This window comes from Natrinema amylolyticum (assembly GCF_020515625.1).
GTDB classification, from domain to species: domain Archaea; phylum Halobacteriota; class Halobacteria; order Halobacteriales; family Natrialbaceae; genus Natrinema; species Natrinema amylolyticum.
Genome location: NZ_JAIWPJ010000001.1, coordinates 452,439 through 476,412, shown reverse-complemented (window position 1 = coordinate 476,412; position 23,974 = coordinate 452,439). Strand labels below are relative to the sequence as shown.

At 66.2% G+C, this 23,974-nt stretch carries 25 protein-coding genes; 10 read left to right on the top strand and 15 right to left on the bottom strand.

Going from position 1 to position 23,974, the window contains the following annotated elements:
• Positions 1-244 precede the first annotated feature (244 nt).
• From ndk to rpl7ae, 4 genes are read right to left on the bottom strand one after another with little or no spacing between them, the layout of a single operon-like run.
• Positions 245-709, bottom strand: a complete 465-nt coding sequence (gene ndk, locus LDH66_RS02455) for a nucleoside-diphosphate kinase (protein ID WP_226479491.1) — start codon at positions 707-709, stop codon at positions 245-247.
• The gene (locus tag LDH66_RS02450; RefSeq protein WP_226479490.1) at positions 706-1,065 is read right to left on the bottom strand and encodes a 50S ribosomal protein L24e; all 360 of its coding nucleotides are present in this window, start codon (positions 1,063-1,065) and stop codon (positions 706-708) included. The genes ndk and LDH66_RS02450 overlap by 4 nt, the downstream gene beginning before the upstream one ends.
• Positions 1,065-1,289: a 30S ribosomal protein S28e gene (locus LDH66_RS02445; RefSeq protein ID WP_006184658.1), complete on the bottom strand. Its 225-nt coding sequence runs from the start codon at positions 1,287-1,289 to the stop codon at positions 1,065-1,067. Before LDH66_RS02445 ends, LDH66_RS02450 begins: the two co-directional genes overlap by 1 nt.
• Before the next feature lie 11 nt (positions 1,290-1,300).
• Positions 1,301-1,663 (bottom strand): 50S ribosomal protein L7Ae, encoded by a 363-nt coding sequence (gene rpl7ae, locus LDH66_RS02440; protein ID WP_226479489.1) that lies wholly within the window; start codon positions 1,661-1,663, stop codon positions 1,301-1,303.
• A gap of 413 nt (positions 1,664-2,076) precedes the next feature.
• On the opposite strand from rpl7ae, the gene tmcA reads away from it, so the two are divergent.
• A complete protein-coding gene (tmcA, locus tag LDH66_RS02435) occupies positions 2,077-4,383 on the top strand; it encodes a tRNA(Met) cytidine acetyltransferase TmcA (RefSeq protein ID WP_226479488.1) in 2,307 nt (768 codons plus the stop codon).
• 92 nt (positions 4,384-4,475) lie between these two features.
• Here the strand turns inward: tmcA and LDH66_RS02430 are convergent, their stop codons facing one another.
• Complete coding sequence (locus LDH66_RS02430; RefSeq protein WP_226479487.1) at positions 4,476-5,216, bottom strand: SDR family NAD(P)-dependent oxidoreductase; 741 nt, start codon at positions 5,214-5,216, stop codon at positions 4,476-4,478.
• Between the two features lie 165 nt (positions 5,217-5,381).
• Between LDH66_RS02430 and LDH66_RS02425 the strand changes: the two genes are divergently transcribed.
• The 3 genes from LDH66_RS02425 to LDH66_RS02415 all read left to right on the top strand — a co-directional run bounded on the left by LDH66_RS02425 (position 5,382) and on the right by LDH66_RS02415 (position 7,158).
• Complete coding sequence (locus LDH66_RS02425; protein WP_226479486.1) at positions 5,382-5,867, top strand: DUF456 domain-containing protein; 486 nt, start codon at positions 5,382-5,384, stop codon at positions 5,865-5,867.
• A gap of 43 nt (positions 5,868-5,910) precedes the next feature.
• Positions 5,911-6,075: a DUF8014 family protein gene (locus LDH66_RS02420; RefSeq protein WP_222918631.1), complete on the top strand. Its 165-nt coding sequence runs from the start codon at positions 5,911-5,913 to the stop codon at positions 6,073-6,075.
• Positions 6,076-6,270: 195 nt separating this feature from the next.
• On the top strand, positions 6,271-7,158 hold the full coding sequence (locus LDH66_RS02415; RefSeq protein ID WP_226479485.1) for a carboxypeptidase-like regulatory domain-containing protein: 888 nt from the start codon (positions 6,271-6,273) through the stop codon (positions 7,156-7,158).
• A 51-nt stretch (positions 7,159-7,209) separates the two neighbouring features.
• On the opposite strand, the gene LDH66_RS02410 is transcribed toward LDH66_RS02415, so the two are convergent.
• The 3 genes from LDH66_RS02410 to LDH66_RS02400 all read right to left on the bottom strand — a co-directional run bounded on the left by LDH66_RS02410 (position 7,210) and on the right by LDH66_RS02400 (position 11,639).
• Complete coding sequence (locus tag LDH66_RS02410) at positions 7,210-8,952, bottom strand: glutamate--tRNA ligase (protein WP_226479484.1); 1,743 nt, start codon at positions 8,950-8,952, stop codon at positions 7,210-7,212.
• Positions 8,953-9,232: 280 nt separating this feature from the next.
• Positions 9,233-10,285 (bottom strand): geranylfarnesyl diphosphate synthase, encoded by a 1,053-nt coding sequence (idsA3, locus tag LDH66_RS02405; RefSeq protein WP_226479483.1) that lies wholly within the window; start codon positions 10,283-10,285, stop codon positions 9,233-9,235.
• 1 nt (position 10,286) lies between these two features.
• Entirely contained in the window at positions 10,287-11,639 is a 1,353-nt protein-coding gene (locus tag LDH66_RS02400; RefSeq protein WP_226479482.1) for a ribonuclease J, read from the bottom strand.
• A gap of 365 nt (positions 11,640-12,004) precedes the next feature.
• Here LDH66_RS02400 and trkA point away from each other — a divergent pair, with 365 nt between their 5' ends.
• A complete protein-coding gene (gene trkA, locus LDH66_RS02395; RefSeq protein ID WP_226479481.1) occupies positions 12,005-13,336 on the top strand; it encodes a Trk system potassium transporter TrkA in 1,332 nt (443 codons plus the stop codon).
• 167 nt (positions 13,337-13,503) lie between these two features.
• Here the strand turns inward: trkA and LDH66_RS02390 are convergent, their stop codons facing one another.
• Entirely contained in the window at positions 13,504-13,755 is a 252-nt protein-coding gene (locus LDH66_RS02390) for a hypothetical protein (RefSeq protein ID WP_226479480.1), read from the bottom strand.
• Positions 13,756-13,966: 211 nt separating this feature from the next.
• Between LDH66_RS02390 and LDH66_RS02385 the strand changes: the two genes are divergently transcribed.
• Entirely contained in the window at positions 13,967-15,505 is a 1,539-nt protein-coding gene (locus LDH66_RS02385; RefSeq protein WP_226479479.1) for a TrkH family potassium uptake protein, read from the top strand.
• 46 nt (positions 15,506-15,551) lie between these two features.
• Here the strand turns inward: LDH66_RS02385 and LDH66_RS02380 are convergent, their stop codons facing one another.
• Together LDH66_RS02380 and mvk are read right to left on the bottom strand one after the other, a co-directional pair.
• On the bottom strand, positions 15,552-16,292 hold the full coding sequence (locus LDH66_RS02380) for an isopentenyl phosphate kinase (RefSeq protein ID WP_226479478.1): 741 nt from the start codon (positions 16,290-16,292) through the stop codon (positions 15,552-15,554).
• Positions 16,289-17,275, bottom strand: a complete 987-nt coding sequence (mvk, locus tag LDH66_RS02375; RefSeq protein ID WP_226479477.1) for a mevalonate kinase — start codon at positions 17,273-17,275, stop codon at positions 16,289-16,291. Before mvk ends, LDH66_RS02380 begins: the two co-directional genes overlap by 4 nt.
• A gap of 130 nt (positions 17,276-17,405) precedes the next feature.
• Between mvk and LDH66_RS02370 the strand changes: the two genes are divergently transcribed.
• From LDH66_RS02370 to LDH66_RS02355, 4 genes are all read left to right on the top strand, one after another.
• On the top strand, positions 17,406-18,323 hold the full coding sequence (locus LDH66_RS02370; protein WP_226479476.1) for a phosphate/phosphite/phosphonate ABC transporter substrate-binding protein: 918 nt from the start codon (positions 17,406-17,408) through the stop codon (positions 18,321-18,323).
• A gap of 10 nt (positions 18,324-18,333) precedes the next feature.
• Positions 18,334-19,035, top strand: a complete 702-nt coding sequence (locus LDH66_RS02365; RefSeq protein ID WP_226479475.1) for a phosphonate ABC transporter ATP-binding protein — start codon at positions 18,334-18,336, stop codon at positions 19,033-19,035.
• Positions 19,028-19,984: a phosphonate ABC transporter, permease protein PhnE gene (gene phnE / locus LDH66_RS02360; protein ID WP_226479474.1), complete on the top strand. Its 957-nt coding sequence runs from the start codon at positions 19,028-19,030 to the stop codon at positions 19,982-19,984. The genes LDH66_RS02365 and phnE overlap by 8 nt, the downstream gene beginning before the upstream one ends.
• Before the next feature lie 122 nt (positions 19,985-20,106).
• Positions 20,107-21,033, top strand: coding sequence for a thiamine-phosphate synthase family protein (locus LDH66_RS02355; protein WP_226479473.1), 927 nt, complete (start codon positions 20,107-20,109; stop codon positions 21,031-21,033).
• Positions 21,034-21,126: 93 nt separating this feature from the next.
• Here the strand turns inward: LDH66_RS02355 and LDH66_RS02350 are convergent, their stop codons facing one another.
• The 4 genes from LDH66_RS02350 to LDH66_RS02335 form a co-directional block, all read right to left on the bottom strand.
• Entirely contained in the window at positions 21,127-21,498 is a 372-nt protein-coding gene (locus LDH66_RS02350) for a hypothetical protein (protein ID WP_319004335.1), read from the bottom strand.
• A gap of 278 nt (positions 21,499-21,776) precedes the next feature.
• On the bottom strand, positions 21,777-22,589 hold the full coding sequence (gene rpsB / locus LDH66_RS02345; RefSeq protein WP_226479472.1) for a 30S ribosomal protein S2: 813 nt from the start codon (positions 22,587-22,589) through the stop codon (positions 21,777-21,779).
• Positions 22,586-23,791: a phosphopyruvate hydratase gene (gene eno / locus LDH66_RS02340; protein ID WP_226479471.1), complete on the bottom strand. Its 1,206-nt coding sequence runs from the start codon at positions 23,789-23,791 to the stop codon at positions 22,586-22,588. The genes rpsB and eno overlap by 4 nt, the downstream gene beginning before the upstream one ends.
• On the bottom strand, positions 23,788-23,973 hold the full coding sequence (locus LDH66_RS02335) for a DNA-directed RNA polymerase subunit K (RefSeq protein WP_006184680.1): 186 nt from the start codon (positions 23,971-23,973) through the stop codon (positions 23,788-23,790). Before LDH66_RS02335 ends, eno begins: the two co-directional genes overlap by 4 nt.
• Between the last annotated feature and the right edge of the window lies 1 nt (position 23,974).

Below are 23,974 nucleotides of genomic sequence, written 5' to 3'. Positions count from 1 at the left end.
AATGATCCGTTTCATTCCGCGTTCCACGCAGCGTATGTTTCGAATGAAGAAACCGGGTTCCTCCTCGCGTCGAATATAGGCCAGAGTCCGAGAGAAGGACGGACAATCGGCTGAGAGCGCCCGGTCGCAGCGTTCCCACTCCCGAAGCGAGTCCGTCGAGAAGAATCGATGGAGCGAATCATCCTCGTCGCAACGCAGCCCGGTCGACGTCCGATCCGTCAGAACCGAGGGTACGTCGAGGGAGTTATTCGTAGAGCCACTCGCCGTCGTGCTGATCGTAGTCGATCAGCTCGTCGTCGTCGAAGTGGATGCCGATTTCGCGTTCGTTCGCGCCCTCGTCCTCGTGGTCGGCGGCGTGAACGACGTTCCGACCGAGATCGAGCGCGTAGTCGCCTCGGATCGTTCCGGGGTCGGCCTCGAGCGGGTCGGTCTCGCCGATCATCTGGCGGACCTGCCGCGTCGCGTCCTGGCCCTCCCAGACCATCGGGACGACCGGTCCCGAGGTGATGAAGTCCACGAGGTCGTCGTAGAACGGCTTGTCCTCGTGTTCGCTGTAGTGTTCTTCCGCCCGTGCACGGGGCATGTTCTCGACCTTGATCCCGACGAGCTTGAGCCCGCGGTCCTCGAGTCGAGAGACGACTTCGCCTACCAGTCCGCGTGCGAAGGCGTCGGGCTTGACCATCACGAAGGTTCGCTCGTGATCGCTCATGCTTCCTCGGCCTCGGTCTCCTCGGTCTCGTCGACGGTTTCGTCCCCGGCGGGCACGTCTTCCTCATCTTCGTCGACGGCTTCGGATTCCGTCTCGAGGTCCTCGTCTTCGCCGGTCTCGACCTGCTCGGTCTGGTCGGCTTCCTCGTCAGCAGGCGTGTCGGCCTGCGATGGACCCTTGCCGCGACGACCTTCTTCGGTCCACTCGAGATCGCGCGGTTCGCGCCCGAGCTTGAAGTTTTTCTCCGCCTTGGAGTCGACGAAGTGGAGCACGGTGCCGTCCGTCTGGACGTACATGATGCCCGTGCCGGGTTCGATCTCTTCGCCCGTGTAGTCGCAGGTTCGTTTCTCGACCATTATTGTCCTCCGATGGAGTCGGCCTCGCGGGCGGTCTCGCGAAGCTGGAGTACGTCCCCTTCGCGGACCGGCCCGAGACAGTTACGGGTGATGATACGTCCCTGGTTCTCGCCCTCCTTGATTCGGCATTTGACCTGCATGGCTTCGCCGTGCATGCCGGTCTTGCCGACGACCTCGATGACCTCGGCGGGCGTAGAGCCGCTTTCTTCCTCTTCAGCACTCATCTCTGATCACCTCAGTCGAGGTCCTCGACCTTGTCGGCGATGTCCTCGACGTCGTCTGCTGCCTCACCGGCGTCGACGATCGCCGCGGCGGCCGAGCCGACCTCGAGGCCGGCGGCGTGGCCGACGTCGTCCTGGGTCTCGATGAAGACGACGGGAATGCCCTTCTCCTCAGCGAGTTCGGGAAGGTGCATGACGATCTCTTCGGGAGAGACGTCCTCGGCGACGTAAACGAGCTCGGCGTTGCCGCGCTCGATCGCCTTCGTGGTTTCGTTCGTTCCTTTCTTTACTCGTCCTGTGTCTCGTGCGACCTCGAGCGCCTCGAGAGCGTCGTCGGCGAGGTCGGCTGGGATGTCGGTATTGACGTAGACTGACATTGGTTGTTCACCTCTCCTACACGTGGGCTCGCGCTCCCCTGCCGTCCGGGCACTGGGTACCCGTGCCGGGCCGATCCCGGCGGAAGTCCTGTGAAGCTAGGAGCATCATCAACCCCGCGTAGGGTGTACACTCGAATAGCGTTGCCCCCCTTAAAAGCGTGTTCAAACGCACGAAGCCGTGCGATCCATCCGCATAGACGGATCGGTTGGACTGAACTCGGTTTCGAGGACGGCCGTGACGAGGTATCCATAGATATGTTTCAGTTCCGACACATGGTGGGCGTATGCCCCGACGCCTCCGTCATGCCCTCCTCGCGACGGCCGTGACCGGTTTCGCCGACGGTCGGTCCTGACTTTCGATCCGGGCGTCGGCGTTCCGTTGCCTATTACTCTCGAGACCCGAAGCCGAACACATGGACGTCGATATCGTCGGCCTCGCCGAGTCGCTCCGCGAGGAAGCCGAGCGCGCGGACGAGCGCCGACTGCTCGTTCTCGCCGGCGATCGCGAACGCGGATACGAGGCCCTCGAGTCGATCCTCGACGCACTCTCAGTTCCGATCACCGGGACGACGCTTGTCGGTCCCGACGACCGACTCCGCTGCGAACAACTCCCGCAGGTCAACGCGAGCGACCTCCTCGGGACCACGCGGGACGTAATCGCCGTCGACGCCCACGGGGAACTCCAGCCGAACGCGCTCGGCAAAGTCACCGGCGCGGTCGACGGCGGCGGACTCTTCGTCCTGCTGACGCCGCCGCTCGAGGCGTGGCCGGACCGCCGCGGCGCGTTCGACGAATCGCTCGCCGTCCCGCCGTTCGAACTGGCCGACGTCACCGGCCGGTTCAAACGCCGCCTCGTCGAGACGCTGCGGACCCACCGCGGCATCGCGATCGTCGACCTCGAGACCGATCGGCTCGAGGCCGACGGCCTGATTGACCCGGCCCCGCGGCTGGCGACGGAGACCCCGACTCCGCCGCCGGACCACCGATTTCCGGCCGCCGCCTACGAGGCCTGTCTCACGGCCGATCAGGTCGACGCGGTCGCCGCCTTCGAGTCGCTTCGCGAGCCCGAACGGGCCGTCGTGCTCGAGGCCGATCGCGGCCGCGGCAAGTCGAGCGCCGCCGGGCTGGCCGCGGGAGCGTTCGCCCTCGAGGGCGAGCGCGTCCTGGTAACCGCTCCCGCCGCGCGGAACGCGGCGGAACTGTTCGACCGAGCGGGAGAACTCTGTGAGGCACTCGAGGGTGACGCCGCTATCGTCGACTCCCGTCGGATCGAGACGCCTGCCGGCGGCTCGATCGAATTCCTCGAGCCGACCGCGGCCGTCGAGGGGCTCGAATCGGCGGACGTCGTCATCGTCGACGAGGCCGCGGCGCTGCCCGTCGCGACGCTCGAGTCGCTGCTCGCGGCGGATCGGGTCGCCTTCGCGACGACGATCCACGGCTACGAAGGTGCGGGGCGGGGCTTCTCGGTCCGCTTCCGGGACCGACTCGCTGAGAGCGATCACGCGGTGACCGACCGCACGCTCGTCGAGCCGATCCGCTACGCGGCGGGCGACCCCGTCGAGGTGTGGGCCTTCCGGGCACTGCTGCTCGACGCTCGCCCGCCGGTCGAGCCGCTCGTGGCCGACGCGACGCCCGAGACGGTCACGTATCGACGGCTCGAGCCCGACGACCTGCTCGAGGACGACCGACTGCTCCGGGAGGCCTTCGGGCTGCTCGTCCTCGCCCATTACCGGACCGAACCCAACGACCTCGCGCGCTTGCTCGACGCGCCCAATCTCGCGGCGCGCGCGTTACTCCACGACGGCCACGTCGTCAGCGTCGCCCTGCTCGCTCGCGAGGGGGAGTTACCCGCCGACACTCGCGCGATGATGTACGAGGGCGGCCGCGTTCGCGGCAACATGCTCCCGGACGTGCTGACGAGCCAGTTGCGCGACGAGGCGGCGAGCAAACCCGTCGGCCGCCGCGTCGTCCGGATCGCGACCCACCACGCGGCCCGCTCCCGGGGACTCGGCTCGCGCCTGCTCGAGCGCATCCGCGAGGAGTTCGCCGACAGCGAGACGCCCCGCGTCTCGGACGACGAACGGGACCGTCGGTCCCGCGAGCGAGTCGACTGGCTCGGCACCGGCTTCGGCGCGACACCCGGCCTCCTCGAGTTCTGGCGCGAGAACGGCTATCGGACGGTCCACGTCTCGACGACCCGCAACGACGCCAGCGGCGAGTACTCTGCGCTCATGCTCGCGCCGACCAGCGACGACGGCCGGGCGCTCCACGACCGCCACGCCGACTGGTTCGCCCGCCGGTTCGCCGCGCTCAGTTCGGACGCGCTCGACGATCTCGCGCCCGACGTCGCTCGAGCGCTCCTCCGAAGCGTCGACGCCGACGCCGGACCCCCGCTCTCGATAACGGACCACGAGTGGCGGGTCGTCGCCGGTGCCGCCTACGGGCCGGGGCTGTTCGACGTCGATCCCGGACCGTTCAGGGCCCTCGTCGTCCGCTATCTCGTCGACGACCCCGAGACCGTCGCCCTGACGGACCGCGAGGAACGGTTGCTCGTCTTGCGCACCCTCCAGGGTCACGACTGGGAGACGGTCGCGAACCACCTCAAGTACCACTCGTCGGGCCAGTGCATGCGAGCGCTCGGCGACGCGTTTCGCCCGCTGGTCGACCGCTACGGATCGGACGCGGCGCTCGAGGTTCGGGAGCGGTTTAATGACGAATAGGTCGATCTCCGATCGGGCTCCGCGAGGCGAATCGCATCCGTAACGGGCGGCCCTGATAGTTCTCCTCCGAGACGGATGCTTCCGGAAACGCCTCAGAAGAGCCGCCGGAGCAGCCGTTCCGGAGCGAGATCCAGCACCCACGCGACGGCCCGCCACCGCCGCGTCACGTAGGCGTGGCTCCGCTCTTTACGGATCGCTCGAGCGATCTGCTCGGCCGCTGTCTCGGGCGAACACTCCCAGAACCCGCCCAGCGAGAGCTTGGTGTCGACGAACCCCGGCTCGATGGTCGTGATCGTCACGTCGGCGTCCCGGTCGCTCTGTCGATAGCGAAGCCCCTCGAGATACGTCGAGACGTAGGCCTTGGAGGCGTTGTACGCCGGTGCGTCACCGTTGCCGATGTGAGCCGCGACCGAAGAGATGCCCACGAGATGCCCATCGGTCTCGCTCGCGGTATTCGAATCGCGCTCGAAGTATTCCATCGCCGCCGTCGCGACGGCGGTGAAGCCGCCCACGTTGACGTCGACCGTCTGCCGCTCGGGCTCCCACTCGAGGTCCCGGTTGACGGTCGCGACCCCGGCGCTGATGACGACGAGGTCGACCGATGGCATCGCCTCTGCCAGTTCGAAAAAGCCGTCTCGAGCGTTCTCGAGCTCCGTGACGTCCATCGTCGCGACGTACGATTTGGTCGGCAGTTCCGCGCCGATCGCCCGCAGTCGTTCCGTCCGCCGCGCCGTCAGGCCGATCTCGTAGCCGTCCGCTGCGAGTCGCCGGGCCAGCGCTTCTCCGATGCCCGACGACGCGCCGACGATGATCGCCCCGCGAGAGTGCGTCATATCTCCGGTTCGGAGCCGTCCGCCTATAGTAGCCACTGAAACGAGTATCGTACTGATCGGACAGCTATACGGCTACCGCGCGATCAGGATACAGTGACGGTCAGTGGCCTCCGTAGATGCTCCTGAAGGCGGTACGCCTTTGCCGCGGTCCGTCGTCGCCCCGGTATGGTCGATGTCGCTCTCGTCGTCGCTATCGCGTTGCTCGTCGGTGCAATCGTCGGCGCGGCCGTCCCGATGGTACCGAGCGGCCTCCTCTCGCTGGCCGGTCTCGCCGTCTACTGGTGGGGCTCCGGACTCGCCGAACTGAGCGCCCTCACCTTCGCCGTCCTCGTCTTTATCGCCGTCGTCACCGCACTCGTCGAGTTCTTCGGCGGCTCGATCGCCGCACGCGCCGGCGGCGCATCGTGGGTGACGACGGCGGCGGCTGCCGTCGTCGGGATCGTCCTCATGCTCGTCACCGGTCCGCTGGGGCTGCTCGCCGGCCTCTTCGGCACCGTCTTCGTCCTCGAGTTCGTTCGGAACGGAGAACTCGAGGGGAGCGCGCGCTCGGCGGTCTACACGACCGTCGGGACCCTCGCGTCGACGGCGGTGCAGGTCCTGCTGACGGCGTCGGTCCTGCTCGGGTTCGTCGTGGCCGTCTTCGTGCTCTGATCGCGGGAAAGACTGAAGCCGTGGGTGTCGTTCACACGAACGAATGGAGTGTTCCGAGTCCGACTGCGAGCGCCCCGCCGCGGTCGAGCTACACATTCCCTGGGACGAGAACCGCCTCGTCTGTGCCGCCCACGCCCGCGTACTGGGTCGACGGGACGGTGTCGTCGCTGACCCGCTCCCCGACCGGAGCGAGGACTTGCTCGAGTAGTCGGGATCGATAGCGACCGCCGCTCGAGTCGTTCATCGCCCGACTACTCCCACAGTCCTCGACGGCAAACCGGGCCGGTTTCAGGGATATTCGATTGAGGCTATAATACAATATTTCGGGTTTCTCAGCCTCAATGGCCGTTTTCTCGGACCGAAGGGTTATGAACCGATCGCCCTCTCGTCCAGTCGATACCAGATGTCGAACTATCGCCGAACGTTTCTTCAGCGGACGGCCCTCGTCGGGTCCGGACTGATCGGAGCCGCGACCGGAGTCGGCGCGGCCGACACCGATTCGACCGGCGCGACCGGCAGCGCTCGCATCGAGGGCACGGTAACGCACTTCGGACGCCCGGTCGCAGACGCGACGGTGACGGCTGACGAGAACAGTACCAGAACGGACGAGTCGGGGTCGTACTCCCTCGAGATCGATCGCGGCGAGTATACACTCTCGGTGACTGCGCCGGGCTACGCGTCTCGATCGATCGCGGTCAACGTCGCGGACGGCGAGACGGTCTCGATGGACGTCGGCCTCGAGCGCGAGTGGGGTCCCGGCAGCGGTGATCTGGAGGTCTCCGCGACGCCCGTCGGCGGCGGTCGGACGATCCCGTGTGAGATCACGGTCTTCGGTGACGAGCGATACGGCGTTACCGCACCGCTCGGATCGGCTCCCGACGGTGAAAACTGGGAGAAGGGATTTCAGGTGAGCGAGGGCTGGTGGGAGATCCTGGTCACGAACGCCGAGGGATACAGCGACGGCTATCAGGAGGTACTGGTCGAAGACGGCGAGACGGCCTTCGGCTGGGTCCAGCTCGCCGAGGGCGACGACGAGATCGCGGAGACGGGACGGATCGACGGCACCGTCGTCGACGAGACCGGAACCCCCGTCGACGGCGCGACCGTTTGGACGGACGGCGCGCGAACGGCGGTCGATGACGACGGCGAGTTCGAACTCGAGCTCGAGCACGGTCGACACCGCATCGTGACGACCGCGGCGGGATACGAGCGGGTCGCGGGCGACGTTCAGGTCAAGTTCGGCCGGACGACGGGACTGACCGTCACGCTCCGGTCGCGCGACTCACAGTAACGCCCGCGGACTGCTCCCGACTCGAGGTCGATAGCGCTTCGAGCGCTCGAATCAGGGATGCGCGTAGTACGCGACCGTCTCCTCGTCGTCCTCGTCGCGGTCGTGGCGATCGATTCGTGCGAAGCCGACCCGCTCGAACTGCACCATCTCGTCGGGCTCGAGGTCGGCGACGCCCGGTTCCGCGTGCCCCGTCACGTCGCCGTCCATCGTTCGCATGCGGACGGGGACTCTCCCGTCGGCGGGCACCCAGTGGATGACGTCGACACCGCCCTCGCGGACGACGTCGATATCGTCGCCGGTGTATCGGAGGACGCCGTCGTCGAACCGGAAACAGCCGAATCCCTTCAGCCAGATGCGCTGCTCCTCGCTCTCGTCTCCGTCGGGAATGTCCCCGAGCTCGAGCATGACGGAGTCACCGACGGGGATCTCGCGAACACCGCGCTCCTCGTGATTGGGGTGAAGCGGCGGGTTCGCTTCGGCGGGCGGATCGCCGGCGAGCGGGATCTGGTTTCCGTCGCGGACGAAAAAGCGGCGGTCGGTCTCCTCGTCGATCAGGTCGCGGTTGTTCGCGTAGATCGAACTCATCGCGAGGTCGACGTCGGTGGTCGAGGTGCCGAGTCCGGTCATCGCCTCGACGATGGCCTCGCCGCGGATGCCGCGCCGGCGCAGGCTCTTGAGCGTCGGCGCTCGCGGGTCGTCCCAACCGTCGAGTTTCCCTTCCTCGATCAGCTCGGCGATCGTCGACGTGCTCATCTTGACGTCGTAGTCGTCGAGCTGGACGTGCCCCCAGTGGATGACTTCCGGATACTCCCACCCGAAGTAGTCGTAGACGAACTGCTGGCGCTTCGCGGAGTCCTGTAAGTCGATCCCGCGGATGATGTGGGTGATCTCGAGCAGGTGATCGTCGACGCCCGACTGGAAGTCGAGCATGGGCCAACAGCGGTACTCGCTGGCCTCCTCGCGCGGGTGTGGCGTGTCGATCATCCGGAAGGCCACCCAGTCGCGCAGCGCCGGGTTCTTGTGTTCGATGTCGGTCTTGACCCGCAGGACCAGCTCGCCGCTGCTGTACTCGCCGTCGATCATGGCCTCGAACTCCTCGAGGACGGTCTCCTGGTCCTTCTCGCGGTGGGGACAGGCCTCGCCCGAGTTCTTCAGCTCCGAGAACGCCTCGCCCGAACACGAGCAGGTGTAGGCCCCGCCCATCTCGATCAGTTCGCGGGCGTGGTCGTAGTAGGTCTCGAGGCGGTCGCTCGCCTTGTAGGTCGCGTCGGGCTCGAAGCCGAGATAGTCGAGATCCTCGAGGATCGCGTCGTAGGCCTCGAGGTCGGGTCGCTTGGTCTCGGGGTCAGTGTCGTCGAACCGCACGCAGAACCAGCCGTCGTAGCGCTCGCGATAGGTGCCGATGACGGCGGGCATCCGGGCGTGGCCGACGTGCCAGGGCCCGTTCGGGTTCGGCGCACACCGCATCCGGATCTCGTCGTAGTCGTCCGCATTGGGGAGATCCGGGAGGTCGTGTTTGTCTTCCTCCTCCTCGGCCTCGATCTCGGCGAGTTCCTCGGGTGCGAGTTCCTCGAGACGGGCTCGTTTCTCCTCGTACGCGAGGTCGTTGACGCGACTCACGACGCCGCCGACGACGCCGGGGACGGCGTCGGAGTGCTCTCGAAAGTCCGGGTTGTCGCCCATCAGCGGCCCCATTACGGCACCGACCGCGGCGTCGCTCTCGTGTTTGACGGCGTTCAACAGCGCGTGCTTCTCGGCCTCGCGCTCGACGCGCTCGCGTAACTCGTCTTCCATTATCGACCGGTATTCGCGCCCGGCCCAAAACCCTCGCGATTCGGGGTGTCGGCCGGGTCCACGTTCGCCGTCGCGATCTGCCCTCGTCCCGTCTCTATTATCCGATCATCCGTTCGCTCGAGCATTGCAGATAGCGCTCGTAGGGACCATCGCAGCGTCTCAGTGTCTGATCGTCGCTCTCGGTTTCGCGCCGTGAGACGACACGCGTCGCTCGAGTGCGACGAACGGCCAAAAACCGCGGGTCCGAGGTCCGCGACCGACTCGATGGGGACGGTCCCTCTCAGTACCCGCGCTGGATCAGGTAATCCGCGAGTTCACAGAGCAACTCGCGGGCCTCGTTGTCCGGTACGACCTCGAGGCGATTCTTCCCCTGCTCGACCAGATCGCGGGCCGTCTCGTTGGCGTAGGAGATCGAGCCCGCCGCCTCGAGTTCGGCGACCGCGTCGTCGATCTCCGCCTCGGTGACCGCGTCGACGTCGTCGGTGTCGACCAGATTGTCGACGTCGACGCCCTGGTTGCGGGCGTGGACGGTGATCAGCGTCTGTTTGTTCTCGACGAGGTCGCTCCCTCGTTGTTTGCCGAGTTGCTCGCTGGGGACCGTCAGGTCGAGGACGTCGTCCTGGATCTGGAACGCGCGACCGACGTCGAGCCCGTAGCCGTAGAGTGCGTCGATCGTCTCGTCGTCGGCTCCCAGCAAAATTGCGGGGAGACACGCCGATGCGGCGTACAGTACGGCCGTCTTCTGTTCGACCATCTCCAGGTACTCGTCGGGCGAGACGTCGGCTCGTTCCTCGAAGGTGACGTCCAGCGATTGACCCTCGCAGATCTTCGTACAGGTCGTCGCGAGGACGTCGAGCGCCTCGACGATGCGGTCCGACTCCGCCCCCGTATCGAGCATGATCTCGAACGCCTTCGAGTAGAGCGTATCGCCGGCCAGGATCGCCGTCTCGAGATCGTACTCCTTGTGGACGGCGGGAACCCCCCGGCGGAGATCGTCGTCGTCCATGATATCGTCGTGGATCAATGTGAACGACTGAATGACCTCGACACTGACGGCGGCGGCCATGACGTCCACCGGCCCGCTCCCATCGAGTGCGTCGAACGAGCGGTACTCCGTCGACAGCGGTTCGACGTCGGCCAATGCCTCCGCGGTCGTCAGCAGAACGGCCGGCCGTAGCCGCTTCCCGCCCGCGTCGAGCAGGTAGCGGGAGGCCTCGTAGAGTCGTTCAGGCCGTTTGATCGGCAACTCCTCTGGGATCGCGTCGTTGACCCGCTCGCGGCGCTGCCGGACCGCCTCGAGCACCGCCTCTTCGCGTGCCTCGGGACTCGTCATATCAGTCGACTAATTGGATGAGGTTTCCGTTGCGCGTGACGTGGAGGTCTCGGCCCATCTTGTACCCTTCACTCTCACAGAGATTGACGTAGCTCGAGTAGCCGCTCATATCCTGGTGAGCCGGGATGATGTTCTGGGGCTGGAGCGCATCGAGCATCTCGTAGTGGCCCTCCTGATTGAGGTGACCCGAGACGTGGATGTCGTCGTAGACTCGAGCGCCCTGCATGCCGAGCAGTTTCTCCGCCTGGTAGCGCTGCCCCTCGTTGGTCGGCTCCGGGATCACGCGGGCGGAGAAGACGACCTTGTCGCCGTCTTCCAGCTCGTAGGGAGTCTCGCCGCGAGCCATTCGGGTAAGCATTGCGCGGGGCTCGCCCTGGTGGCCGGTGACGATCGGCAGGTAGTTCTCCTTGCCCTCGTTCATGATCCGTTTGAACGTGCGATCGACGGACTTGCGGTGGCCGAACATCCCCAGATCGTCGGGGAAGTCGACGAAGTCGAGTCGTTCCGCCGTCCCGGAGTACTTCTCCATCGAGCGGCCCAGCAACACGGGCTGGCGGCCGATGTCTTTGGCAAACTCGACGAGGCTCGTCACGCGGGCGATGTGACTCGAGAACGTGGTGGCGACGATACCGCCGTCGTAGTCCTCCATGCTGTAGAGGACGTCGCGGAGGTGTTCGCGGGCGACGTTCTCGGAGGGGGTCCGTCCCTTCTTGTTCGCGTTGGTACAGTCCTCGATGTAACAGAGGACGCCCTCACCTTCGCGGCCGATCTCACGGAACCGCTCCATGTCGATTGGGTCGCCAATGACTGGCGTGTGGTCCATCCGTTTGTCCAGCCCGTAGACGACCGCCCCCTCCGGCGTGTGGAGGACGGGGTTGATCGCGTCGATGATCGAGTGCGTGACGTTGACGAACTCGAGGTCGACCTCGCCGGAGTCGCCCAGCGACATCGTCTCGCCGGCCTCCATCTTGATCAGGTCGTTCTCGACGCCGAACTTCTGCTCGCCCTCGATCTGCTGTTTGACCAGTTCGATCGTAAACGGCGTCGCGACGACCGGCGCGTCGTACCGGTGAGCCAACTTCGAGATGGCACCGATGTGGTCCAAGTGGCCGTGGGTCGGCACGATGGCCTTCACGTCGCCCTCGAGGTCGCTCATGACCCGATCGTCCGGGATTGCGCCCATGTCGATCAGGTCGAGACTGTGCATCCGCTCGGTTTCGACGTTGTCGTGGATCAGGACCTGCGAGAGGTTCAGACCCATGTCGAAGATGACGACGTCGTCGCCGGCGCGAACGGCAGTCATCTGCCGTCCGACTTCTTCGTAGCCGCCAATGGTTGCGATTTCGATTTCCATGGTTCGTAGCACTGAAAGCCGCTGAATGGACTCTCATCGAAACGGTCCGCGGACGCCTAGTCGTACGGCCCCGGCGTCTTGCAGCGCGTCGGCCATCCCGCTATGCGCTCGGTGCGACGGCGGTTCCGTCTTCGATAGCTCGCGACATCGCAAGCCCCGAACGCACTTGCCCGCGGGTTTCGCTAGTGCCCTGTACACGCCCGGGTGTTAAAAACGCAGTGGGTTGGATCGTCAGCCCTGATACCGGCCGTCTCGGTAGTCTCGGATCTCTCGGCGGTGGATAGGGGGACCCCTTCTGACACCGCAATTCATTTGCCTGTCGCTCCGAAACGAGTGTCAGTAACTATGATTTCGGAGGGATCGTCGTGTACGTGATCATCGTCGGGGCCGGCGAGGTGGGTCGATCGATCGCCGCCAACTTGGAAGAGACCCACGACGTGGCCCTGATCGACCGCGACGCCGACGTCGCCGAGGAACTCACCTACTCGCTGGACGTGCTCACGATCCGCGGCGACGGCACCGACCTCGAGACGCTGCGCGAGGCGGGGCTCGAGCAAGCGGGCCTGGTCATCGCCTGTACGGACAACGACGAGACGAACGCGGTCGTCTGCGGTGCGGCAAAGGCCGCCTCGGACGCGTTCACGATCGCACGAGTCCGACGCCGGACGCTGCTCGAGACGTGGCAGGGCTCCCAGGGTGCCTTCGGCGTCGACTTCATGGTCTGTACCGACCTGTTGACCGCACAGGCGATCTTCCGGATCTCCGGGTTGCCGAGCGCCCACGACGTCGATACGTTCGCCGGCGGTCTCATCCGGATGGCCGAGTTCGACATTCCGGCGGACAGCGCGATCGCGGACCGGACCGTCAGCGAGGCCGACTGCTACGATTCGCTCACCTTCGCCGCGATCTTTCGGGACGACGAGATGGTCGTCACCCGCGGTGATACGGTCATTCGGGGCGGCGACCGTATCGTCGTCATCGGGAGCCCGGATTCGATCAACGACTTCGCCGACGAGGTGGCCACGACGCCCGAAGAGGCCGAAGAGGTCGTCATCGTCGGCGCCAGCGAGATCGGGTTCCAGACGGCCCGCGAGTTCGAGGACCACGGCTTTCGTCCGCGGCTGATCGAACAGGATCACGACCGCGCTCGCGAGGTCGCCGAGTCGCTCCCGAACACGATGGTCATGGAGAGCGACGCGACCAATCAGGAGTTCCTCGCCCGCGAGCACGTCGGCGAGGCCGACGTCGTGATCGCCGCCCTCGACAGCGACGAGAAGAACCTGCTCGTCTCCCTGCTCGCCGACCGCCTCGGCGTCGAACGCACCGTCGCCGTCATCGAAACCCCGGAGTACGCCGACCTCTTCGAGACCGTCGGCGTCGACGTCGCCATCAATCCCCGCGAGGAGACCGCCGAAGAGATCGTCCGCTTCACCCGAGCGGACAACACCGAGAAGGTCGCGATGCTCGAGCACGACCTCGCCGAGGTCATCGAGATCGAGGTCGGCCCCGACAGCGTCCTCGTCGGCCGAGAGATCGCCGATTCGACGGACGACCTCCCCGAAGGGGTCGTGATCGGAGCGATTTCCCGGAGCGGGACGCACATCACGCCCCGCGGGTCGACGGTCGTCGAACCCGGCGATCACGTGATCGTCTTCGTCGCCGCGGCCGCCCTCGACGAGGTCATCGAACTGCTCTGAGGGCGCTCCGGTCGATATCCGTCGTCGGCCTCGCACCCGCCGCCTCGATCGTCGGACTATTCGGCTCGCGGTCTTTCCCTCTCTTGGATCGCTTCAACGAACGGACAGCGATTCGTTCTCTCTCCGCCCGCGATCGGAAACAGTGGCCGCAGAACAGTGCACTCGCGCTATCTCCGTTTGCCGTTCCGGAGCGCTCTCCGTTCGCCGACCGATCGCTCTTCGGACCGCTCGAGGATCCCGTCGATCGCCCAGCCGACCCACAGGAAGACGATCGCCATGAAGACGGCCATCTCGAGCCGGACGACAGACCCGTACCGGACGGCGAGGACGAGGGCCATGATCGCCACCGCGGCAGCGACGACGCTGAAGACGTCGTAAAACGAGTGCGGGTGGCGAACGCTTGGTACTCGAACGCTCATAGTTTACAGTACGCACGGTTCATATATAGACTCTCGGCACAGCTGACCGAACGGGTTCTCCTGCTCCAATCCGCTCTTCGCCGGTCTGCCCGTTTTTGCTGGTCTACAATGAGGTCGTTCAGGGAGTGTCACGTTACGATGGATTAATAGGATCCAGCCAAAATGCCGTTACATACCGTGTCCAGACGTCACTGCCCGAGTGGGGTGTTCTATGCGGATCCGTACTGACTGGCGCGCCAGCGTCGCGCTCGTCGGGACCGTTCTCAAGTACCTCTCCGTCCCGCTAGTGATCCCGATCGTCGTGGCGCTCATCTACAGCGACCCCGTGTTTCCCTTCGTCGCGACGATCGCGCTCACGATCGCCGTCGGCTACGGCCTCGAGCGACTGAGCCCCGAACCGGACCTGGAGATCCGCGAGGCGATGCTCTTCGTGGCGATGTCGTGGCTGGCAGTGGCGGTCATCGGCGCGGTGCCGTACGTGATCGCGGGTTGGGGGACCGAATCGACGCTCGCTCATCCCGTCAACGCCCTGTTCGAGTCGATGTCCGGCTTTACGACGACCGGAGCGACCGTCCTCGGTGAGATCTCGTTCGAGCGCCACTCGCACGCCCTCCTGATGTGGCGACAGCTCACCCAGTGGCTGGGCGGGATGGGGATCATCGTGTTGATGGTCGCGATCCTCCCCGAATTGGCGGTCAGCGGGGCACAGCTCGTCGAGTCGGAAGCCCCGGGACCGCAGTTACAGAAACTCACGCCGCGAATCGCCGAGACGGCGCGCATCCTCTGGCTCGTCTACTTCGCGTTCACCGTCGTTTACATCGGCATTCTCTACGGACTCCATCTCGCCGGGATGGCCCCCAATATGGACCTCTACAACGCGATCGCCCACGGGTTCACGACGCTCCCGACGGGCGGATTCTCGCCGGAGGCCGACAGCATTGCGGCGTTCTCCCCGATCGTGCAGTGGACCGTCATCCCGTTCATGATCATCGCCGGGACGAACTTCGCCCTGTTCTGGCACGTCTTCAGCGGCGAGGGCCACCGCTTCGTTCGCAACTCGGAGTTTCGCACCTACATCGGTGCGATCATCGGGCTAACCATCTTGCTCGCAGGGGTCCTCTATACCGGCGCCGCCCCGGCACTGCAGAGTCTCGGCGGCGTGACGGAGGGCGTGTTCGAAAACTCACTGCGGCAGAGCGCCTTCCAGATCGGATCCCTGTTGAATTCGACCGGCTACGCGACCAGCGACTTCGCCGAGTGGTCCTCGACGGGCAAAATCGTGCTCCTCTTCGCGATGCTCATCGGCGGCTGTGCCGGTTCGACCGGCGGTGGCGTCAAGGTCGTTCGGTGGCTGATCGTGTTCAAGGTTCTGCGTCGGGAGCTGTTCACGGCCTCCCATCCGGAAGTCGTCCGCCCGATTCGACTCGGCGGCAACGTGGTTGACGAGGACGCCATCCGCGGCGTGCTCGGCTTCACCTTTCTCTACCTGTTCATCTTCGGTATCGCCGCATTTCTCATCGCACTCGACGCGAACCGTATCGGCTACTCGCTGACGCCGCTCGAGGCGTTCAGCGCGAGCCTCGCGACGATCGGGAACATCGGCCCCGGTTTCGGCTCTCTCGGCCCCTTCGGGAGCTACCTGAACTTCCCGGTGAGTTCGAAACTCCTGATGATCTTCCTCATGTGGATCGGCCGCCTCGAGATCATCCCCGTCCTCGTCATGTTCACCGGCGGGTTCTGGACCCGATAAAAAAAGACCGTCCGTCCTCGGCCCTCGCTCTCCTCCGCTCTCGCGTTCAATCGATCGTCGTTCCCGGATTCTCGCCGCCGAGGAACGACTCGAGCGACTCGAGCCCGAAGATCGACGCCTCGGCCTCGAGCGCGAGCAGCGTCCGCACTTTGCCGGCCATCCCGCCGGTCACGTCGGTCGCCTCGCTCGCCCCGAGCACGTCGGCGACGCTCTCGAAGTCGTCGATTCGATCGATCACGGCGTCCGCCTCGTCCAACACGCCGGGAACCGTCGAGCAGAGCCCGACCCGGTCCGCTTCGAGCGCCCGAGCGAGGGCCGCCACGAGTTCGTCGCCGCTGACGACGGTCGCACCCGCGCCGGCGTGGGCGATCACGTCGCCGTGAAGGACGGGGACGAACCCTTCCTCGAGCATCGTTTCGACCTGTCCGGTCGGCAGGTCGAGTTCCCCCTCGCCGTCGCGGTGGCCCGCCGAGAAGGGGTGTACCGGCACCGCTTGGACGTCGCGCTCGAGCAGCCGTCTCAGGACGAACTGATTCAGGGTCTTCATCGCGCCGTGGATCGCGAGCGCCGCGCTCGCGTCGCGCGTTCCGTCGGTCGTACTGACGCCGTGTTCGCTCGCGTTGTGGTGACCGAAGCTCCCGCCGCCGTGGACGACGACGAGGTCTTCGCGACCGCCGTCCCGCGCCGCCGCGATCGCGTCCGCCGCCCGCTCGAGCGCCTCGCCGTCGAGGGTCTCCGGTCGGTCCTTCTCCGTGATGACGCTGCCGCCGAGTTTCAGGACGATCATTCGAGTCGCTCCACCCCCGTTTCGGCGAGTTCCGCGCGGAAGGCGTCCTCACAGCCCGGGGTAAAGGAGAGGGCCGTCTCCGTCTCCTCGGTGGGGTCCAGCGCGACGATACAGCCGCCCCCGCCGGCACCGGTGAGCTTCGCGCCGCGGGCACCCGCGTCGCGGGCCGCCCAGACCATCGTGTCGAGCGAGCGCGAGGAGACCCCCAGCGCGGCGAGGAGCCCGTGATTGAAGTCCATCAGCCGCCCGATCTCATCGACGTCGCCGTCGGCGAGCGCGTCCTCGCCGTTCCGAACCACGTCGCCGATGGCTTCGACCGTGTGGGCCGCGAAGTCGTACTCCTCGCGCAGGTCGCGGACGCCCGCGACCAGTTGGCCGGTGTCGCCCGCGCCGCCGTCGAACCCGATCACGATCGGCAGATCCGGTGCCTCGAGCGAGCGACAGTCGTCGCCCTCGACGCGGACCGCGCCGCCGGTCGCCGAACAGAACGTGTCGGCCCGCGAGGCCTGCCCGTCCTGGACCTTAGACTCCGTCTGATAGGCCCGCTCGGCGAGTTCCTCGGGCTCGAGGGTGACGCCGAGTTCGCGGGTCGCCGCGTCGATGGCTGCGACGACGACCGCCGCCGAGGAACCGAGGCCGGCACCCAGCGGAATGTCGCTCTCGATCGTGACGTCGAAGCCGGCGTCGTCCTTCCCGGTGACGTCCCGGACCTGTTCGATCGCGCCGTCGACGTACTGCGTCGCCGCCGTCACCAGGGATTCCGGCACGTCGACATCGGGTCGGCCGTCCGCCGTGGCTCCGTACTCGACCGTGAACCCGTTCAGGCTGAGGTCCTCGGCGTTGACCCGCAGCCGTCCGTCGTCGCGTCTGTGCACCGCCACTCGCGCCCGCCGTTCGATCGCACATGGAACGGCGGGTTCGCCGTAAACCACCGCGTGCTCCCCGAACAGGTACACCTTCCCGGGAGCGCTCGAGCGTGTCATGCCCGGCCGTTCGTCCGACGACGGTTAATAGCTATCTTTGTGCTCGAGCGAGAGTGCACCCGGTCGCCGCAACTCGGGCAGTACGCGACGTATTCGTTGGTGTTATACCTGGGTGGTACTGATTGCGGCTGTGAATCGACGAACGTATCTCGGACTCCTCGCGAGCAGTGCTACCGTCGGCGCTGCGGGTTGTCTCGCCGACCTCGACGGAACGGATATTGACAGCGACGAACACCCGGTTGGTGCCTGGGCGGACGGGACAATCGAGTTCGCTCTTCCGCCGTTTCAGGATGCGGAGGAACTCGAGCAGCAGTACGCGGGGACCTTCGAGTGGCTCGCAAACGGGTTCGAGGAAGTCGACTCGGTCGAGGGAACGCCGACGACCAGCTACAGCGCAGTCGTCGAGAGCGTCGTCCAGGGCCACACGGAACTGGCGAATCTCTCGCCGATCATCTACGTTCTCGCACGAGAGGACGGCATCCATCCGCTGGCGATCAACTGGTCTCACGGGAGCGACGCGTATCACACCTACATCGCCACCCGGGACGAAACGGATATCGAGACACTCGGCGACCTCGACGGGACGACGGTCGCGATGGTCGATCCGTTGAGTACGAGCGGGGGGATGTTCCCGCGGTACATGCTCGCCGAGGCCGGCCTCGACGCGGGAGATATCGATACCGAACCGGCCGATTTCGACATCGAGTGGTCGTTCGGCCACGACGCCGCATTGCAGGCGCTCGAGAACGGCCACGTCGACGCGGCCGCCTATGGCGACTTCCAGCATCCGGACGACGACGCGATCGTCAAGCTCGCCGAGAGCGATCCGATCCCGTTCGATCCGGTCGTCGCCAAACCGGACACGCCCGAGTCCGTCCGCGAACGACTGAGCGAGCGGCTGATCGAGGCGCCCGACGACGCGCTCGAGGACCATCGAGTCGACCGGTACGGTCCCGTCGAGCCCGGAACGTACGACCCGGTTCGGAGCGTCGCCGAGGAGATGGGCGTCGAGGTCGCGGACCTCGAGGAGGAAACGGACGACAACTAAGCCCGCGTCGATGCTCAGCGCTACCGCCGTCGAAAAGCGATACGGGGACGAGATCGCGGTGAGCGACATCGATTTCGAGCTCGAACCCGGCGAACTGACCGTTCTGATCGGCCGATCGGGTGCCGGTAAAACGACGCTGCTGCGCTGTGTGAACGGACTCGAACGCCCCGATTCGGGGACGATCCGACTCGACGGGAGACGGGCCGAGCCGACGGACGTCGCGCTCGTGTTTCAGGCGGGTGCACTGATCGACTGCAAGTCCGCACTCGAGAACGTCCTCGACGGCGCGCTCGGCCACGAACCGGCCTGGCGGGAACTGCTCGGCTGGCACGGAACCGACGAAAAGCGCGCAGCGATCGAGCGGTTGCACGCCGTCGGACTGGCCGGCGACGCGGATCGGCGCGTCGGCGACCTCTCGGGCGGCGAACGCCAGCGAGTCGGTATCGCTCGCGCGCTCCAGCAGGAACCCCGCGTGTTGCTCGCGGACGAGCCGGTCGCCTCCCTCGATCCCGCGACGGCTCGCTCGGTGCTCGAACTGCTCGCCGCCGTCGTTCACGAGCGACGGCTCGTCGGACTAGTCAGTCTCCATCAACCCCGGCTCGCTCGCGACCTCGCCGACCGGTACCTCGGTCTGTCCGACGACCGCGTGGCGCTCGACGCTCCAGCCAGCGTTACCGACGAAGCGGCCATCGCAGCGGTGTACGATGACTGACGCGGGTGCCGACGATCACGTGGATCCGGTAGACGGGACGCCGGCAGGTGCTGAGACGGCGACTGCAGACCAGAACGACGAACGAGCGACCGACACCCCGGATACGAACGAAATCGACGCCGAGTTCGACCGTCTCCAGCGGCAGTGGCGTCGTCGCACGGTCGTTCGGACCGCCGTGTTCGTCGGGCTCGTACTAAGCGTCGTCGCGACCGCGCGGTGGCTCGGGTTCGATCTCGCCTATCTCTACGCCCATCGAGGGAACTTCGCGTCGGTCCTGCTCGAGGAGATGCTCGCCCCATCACAGCTCTGGGAGCAGTTACACGGTGACGCACCGACGTTGCTGCCAGCAGCGCTCGAGACGCTCGCCATCGCCGCCGTCGGGACCACGATCGGCCTGCCATTGGCGCTGTGTTTCGGTGTCCTCGCGGCAAGCAACGTCACGCCGCGGGCCGTCTACGGTCCGATGCGGCTCCTTCTCGGCGGCATCCGCGCGGTTCCGAGCATGGTATACGCACTGCTGTTCGTGATCCTCGCAGGACTCGGGCCCGTCGCCGGAGCGCTCGCGATCGCGATGGGAACGATCGGTGACCTCGGCCGACTCTTCGCCGACGAGATGGAGGAAATCGACCGCGCCCCCGTCGACGCCGTCAGCTCGAGCGGGGCGGGGATCCCCGCGACGACGTCCGCCGCTCGCCTTCCCCAGGTGACGACGGCGTACGTGGCCTGGACGCTGTTCTACCTCGAGCTCAACGCGCGAAAGAGTTCGGTACTCGGGATCGTCGGCGCGGGCGGAATCGGGTATCCGTTGATCATGGCGTTCCGGGCCCGCAATTACACTCGGGTGATGGCGGCCATCGTCATCATCCTGGTCCTCATCGTCGGCGTAGAGACAGCGGCCAACGGACTTCGGAGCTACCTCGACGCGGACCGCCGGGCCGCTCGAGCGTGAGACGCCGATAGAGGGACTGTGAGTGGGTACCGGCACAGATGGTCGTCCTCGAAACGGACGTGGATCGGCTACGGCGGCGTGTGAGAGGCGGACTTATGTCCCTCCAGCCGAACGTCGGTCGTATGTCGCTCGTCTTGCCCAGCGAACTCGTCGTCGATCGGTTCCTGCCGACGGTCCGGGCGATGCTGGCCGCGCGCCTCGCCGATCGCGGGCTGACCCAGCGGGAGATCGCCGCCGAACTCGGCGTGACCCAGGCCGCGGTCAGCAAGTACGTCGGCGGTGAGAGCGGCGGTGACGATCGCTTTCGAGACGACCCCGAGACCGTCGCCACCGTCGACCGCATCGCGGACGGACTCGCCAGCGGCAAGATGGACGGCTACGACGCCCTCGCCGAACTCCTCTCGCTCGTCCGCAGCCTCGAGGACCGCGGTCCGATCTGTGAACTCCACGAGGAGGAGATGCCCGAACTGCAGGGGCTGGGCTGTGATCTGTGCGTTCGCGGTCTCGATCCCGACGTGCGCGCCGAACGGGACGTCCTCGCGAACGTACGAACGGCCGCGCGGACGCTCGCCTCGATTCCCGGCATGGCTGCCCACATCCCGAACGTCGGAACGAACGTCGGGATGTGCCTGCCCGATCCCCGCGACGAGACAGACGTCGCCGCAGTTCCGGGCCGGATCTACGCGATGAACGGCCGGATCGAGATCCCCGCCAATCCCGAGTTCGGTGCCTCGAAACACGTCGCGACGGCGGTCCTCGCCGCCAACGGCGTCGACGCCGAAATCCGCGGCGCGATCAACGTCGCGACCGACGACGATCTGCTCGACGCCGCGCGGGGGATGGGTCTCGATCCGCTCGAGTTCGACGCCGACTACGAGGACCGCGGCGCGCACCTCCGAAGCCGGTTCGCGGACCGGGGGCGGGTTCCGGCCGTCGCCTACCACCGCGGCGCGTTCGGCATCGAACCCGCGACGTACGTCTTCGGTGCGACGGCCGCCGACGCCGCCGAACGGATCGAAACGCTGCTCGCGGAAACACCGTCACGGTGATGACGCCGTCTCGTTGACGTTCTGCGGTCTCCCCGTGGCCGGTCTCGACACCCGACGGCTCGAGTTTCGTCGTCGAACCCGCTTTCCTGACGCTCAGCCTCGGAGCCCGCACTCCGAACTGTCGCGGTCGCGTTCTCGCTCGAGCGTCTGATAGCCGTTGACCAGCCGGTCTGGAATCGCGTCGATGTTCGCGTACAGGCTCTCGAGAACGACGCTCACCGCTTCGAACTCCCGACCGCGATACGCACGTAACGGATCGCTTTCCCACTCCACGAATCCCGCCGCCTCCAGCAGCGGGAGATGCTGGTGGCGCAACCGGAGCCGTAATCGGTCGAGATCCGTCGACCCGTTCGAATTCGCCGCCGCTTCCGGCAACGGGACGGACTCACCGGCGGAGACGCCCATCAACTCGTCGACGATCCGTCGTCGCGGTTCGGCGAGAGGACGGTAAACACTCGATCCCACCGAGCGATCACGTCGGCAGGTCGCCGTGACGAGACGCTATCCATACCACTATGGGAACGGCTGTCACACAGTAAACCTTCCCCATTGTTTCCAGTTGACATACCTTTCGATAAACTGGTAATTCCGGTCGTTCGATCGAGCCGTCACTCACCGCCTACTGCCCGAACCGATTCGATCCGGGGACGAGCCCTCGGGTCGATAGCCGTGCCCGGTACTCGAGCGCAACGGCTGTTCGCGACGGGGCAACGAGAAAACGAACAGTGTCGAAACCGACCGAATTAGACGCCGCTCTCGAAGTCCTCGAGCGAGTAGGACGGCTCCGCGCCGCGCCGATCGAGGACCTCGTTGGCCAGCAGCCAGTAGACGACCGAGAGGGCCTTGCGACCCTTGTTGTTCGTCGGGACGACGAGGTCGACGTTACTGACCTGGTTGTTCGAGTCACACATCGCGATGACCGGGATGCCGACCGTGATGGCCTCCTTGACGGCCTGGGCGTCGCCGATCGGGTCGGTGACGACGAGCACGTCCGGCTCGATGTAGCCGTCGTACTTCGGGTTCGTCAGGGTGCCCGGGATGAAGCGGCCGGTGCGGGCGCGAGCGCCCACGGCTTCGGCGAACTTCTCCGCCGGGAACCGACCGTACTGGCGCGAGGACGTGACCAGAATCTGCTCGGGATTGTAGTTCGCGAGGAAGTCCGCGGCCGTACGGATGCGGCCGTCGGTCTTCGAGACGTCGAGCACGTAGAGCCCGTCGGTTCGGACGCGGTGGATGAACCGGTCCATGTCCTCGGTCTTCTGCTGGGTCCCGATGTGGACGCCAGCGCCGAGGTAGTCCTCGACGGGGATCAGCAGGTCCGCCTCCTCGTCGGACATGACGTCGTCGTCGAGGGTCGGACCGGCGTCCGCTTCCTCGTCGACGTCGTCGGCTTCTTCGGCGTCGGCCGCGGGCGCTCCCTCGGCGTCGGCGGGCTGTTCGTCTACTGGCTCGACGTCGTCGGCGTCGGCGGCGGGGCCAGCCCCTTCGGCTGGCTCCTCGTCGATCGCCTCCTCGGCGGCGTCGAGCCCTTCCTGGGTTGCATCGTTCTCTGTCATGTCGCGTCGTCTGCGATTCGAATGAGCTCGTTGAGCTTTGCGGTTCGCTCGCCGCCGACGGCACCCGTCTTGATGAAGGGCGCGTCGGTCGCGACGGCGAGGTGTGCGATCGTCGCGTCTTCGGTCTCGCCCGACCGGTGAGAGACGACCGAGTCGTAGCCGTTCCCCGTCGCGAGCTCGATCGCGTCGAACGCGTCCGTCAGCGTCCCGATCTGGTTGGGCTTGATCAGGATGCTGTTGGCCGCGCCGCGATCGATCCCCTCGACGAGACGGTCGGTGTTGGTGACGAATAGGTCGTCACCGCAGATCAGCGTCTGATCGCCGACTTCGTCCGTGAGGTCGGCGAAGGCGTCGTAATCGTCCTCGTCGAGCGGATCCTCGACGTAGACGAGGTCGTACTCCTCGACCAGGTCCGCGATGTATGCGATCTGTTCGTCGGTGTCACGGCTCCGATCGCTGTACTCGTACGTTTCCGACTCGGAATCGTACAGCTCAGCGCCGGCGACGTCCAGTCCGAAGCCGATGTTAAAGCCGACCTCGTCCTGAACCATCGAGACCGCCTCAGCGACGATTTCGAAGGCCTCGCTGTCGTCGATCGACGGCGCCCACGCGCCCTCGTCGCCCTTGCCACAGGGAACGTCGCGTTCCTCGAGCAGATCGGCGACGGCCGCGTGGACGGCCGCGTTGGCGAAGACGGCGTCCGCGACGCTGGGTGCGCCGACGGGTGCGGCCAGGAACTCCTGAATGTCGGTCGCGTCGGCGGCGTGTTCGCCGCCACCGACGACGTTACCGAGCGGAATCGGGAAGTTGTCGCCCCGGAATGTGCCGCCGAGGTGCTGGAACAGCGGCGCGCCGAGCACGTCGGCACCGGCCTTCGCGGCGGCCATCGAGATCGCGACCGCGCTGTTAGCGCCGAGTTCCGAGAAGTCGTCGGTGCCGTCGGCGGCGTGGAGCGCGGCGTCGACGTCGCGCTGATTACCCGCGTAGACCTCGCCGACGAGCCGGGGAACGGCGCGTTCCCGAGCCGCGGCGATCGCCTCGCTCGGCGGCCGCTCGACGGCCTCGTACTCGCCGGTACTGGCACCGCTCGGTGCTGCGGCGCGGCCGAAGCCGCCGCTCTCGGTCACGACATCTGCCTCGACCGTCGGATTCCCTCGCGAGTCGAGGATCCGGCGCAGCCGAATGTCGGTGATGAGCGTCATTTCCGGTCGTACCCCCGCTTGACGGTAAAGGGCAACACACCGGCGTCGTACTCCTCGGCGGCGATGAGGATCGGTTGGGTCTGCTCCGTCTCGATCAACACCGGCGCGCCGTAGGAGACCTGCAGCGCTCGAGCGCCGAGGATGCGTGCCTTCTCGTAGCGGTTGTGCTGTTGTTGTTGCATT

Bases quoted from the DNA above. Each gene is read 5' to 3' on its own strand.
- LDH66_RS02420 (WP_222918631.1), top strand. From the start codon at position 5,911: ATGGAGTGTTCCGAGTCCGACTGCGAGCGCCCCGCCGCGGTCGAGCTA.
- mvk (WP_226479477.1), bottom strand. From the start codon at position 17,275: ATGACACGCTCGAGCGCTCCCGGGAAGGTGTACCTGTTCGGGGAGCAC.
- LDH66_RS02415 (WP_226479485.1), top strand. From the start codon at position 6,271: ATGTCGAACTATCGCCGAACGTTTCTTCAGCGGACGGCCCTCGTCGGG.
- LDH66_RS02410 (WP_226479484.1), bottom strand. From the start codon at position 8,952: ATGGAAGACGAGTTACGCGAGCGCGTCGAGCGCGAGGCCGAGAAGCAC.
- LDH66_RS02365 (WP_226479475.1), top strand. From the start codon at position 18,334: ATGCTCAGCGCTACCGCCGTCGAAAAGCGATACGGGGACGAGATCGCG.
- LDH66_RS02355 (WP_226479473.1), top strand. From the start codon at position 20,107: ATGTCGCTCGTCTTGCCCAGCGAACTCGTCGTCGATCGGTTCCTGCCG.
- LDH66_RS02450 (WP_226479490.1), bottom strand. From the start codon at position 1,065: ATGGTCGAGAAACGAACCTGCGACTACACGGGCGAAGAGATCGAACCC.
- LDH66_RS02380 (WP_226479478.1), bottom strand. From the start codon at position 16,292: ATGATCGTCCTGAAACTCGGCGGCAGCGTCATCACGGAGAAGGACCGA.
- LDH66_RS02385 (WP_226479479.1), top strand. From the start codon at position 13,967: ATGCGGATCCGTACTGACTGGCGCGCCAGCGTCGCGCTCGTCGGGACC.
- tmcA (WP_226479488.1), top strand. From the start codon at position 2,077: ATGGACGTCGATATCGTCGGCCTCGCCGAGTCGCTCCGCGAGGAAGCC.
- LDH66_RS02390 (WP_226479480.1), bottom strand. From the start codon at position 13,755: ATGAGCGTTCGAGTACCAAGCGTTCGCCACCCGCACTCGTTTTACGAC.
- LDH66_RS02430 (WP_226479487.1), bottom strand. From the start codon at position 5,216: ATGACGCACTCTCGCGGGGCGATCATCGTCGGCGCGTCGTCGGGCATC.
- LDH66_RS02445 (WP_006184658.1), bottom strand. From the start codon at position 1,289: ATGAGTGCTGAAGAGGAAGAAAGCGGCTCTACGCCCGCCGAGGTCATC.
- ndk (WP_226479491.1), bottom strand. From the start codon at position 709: ATGAGCGATCACGAGCGAACCTTCGTGATGGTCAAGCCCGACGCCTTC.
- rpl7ae (WP_226479489.1), bottom strand. From the start codon at position 1,663: ATGTCAGTCTACGTCAATACCGACATCCCAGCCGACCTCGCCGACGAC.
- phnE (WP_226479474.1), top strand. From the start codon at position 19,028: ATGACTGACGCGGGTGCCGACGATCACGTGGATCCGGTAGACGGGACG.
- eno (WP_226479471.1), bottom strand. From the start codon at position 23,791: ATGACGCTCATCACCGACATTCGGCTGCGCCGGATCCTCGACTCGCGA.
- idsA3 (WP_226479483.1), bottom strand. From the start codon at position 10,285: ATGACGAGTCCCGAGGCACGCGAAGAGGCGGTGCTCGAGGCGGTCCGG.
- rpsB (WP_226479472.1), bottom strand. From the start codon at position 22,589: ATGACAGAGAACGATGCAACCCAGGAAGGGCTCGACGCCGCCGAGGAG.
- LDH66_RS02335 (WP_006184680.1), bottom strand. From the start codon at position 23,973: ATGCAACAACAACAGCACAACCGCTACGAGAAGGCACGCATCCTCGGC.
- LDH66_RS02400 (WP_226479482.1), bottom strand. From the start codon at position 11,639: ATGGAAATCGAAATCGCAACCATTGGCGGCTACGAAGAAGTCGGACGG.
- LDH66_RS02425 (WP_226479486.1), top strand. From the start codon at position 5,382: ATGGTCGATGTCGCTCTCGTCGTCGCTATCGCGTTGCTCGTCGGTGCA.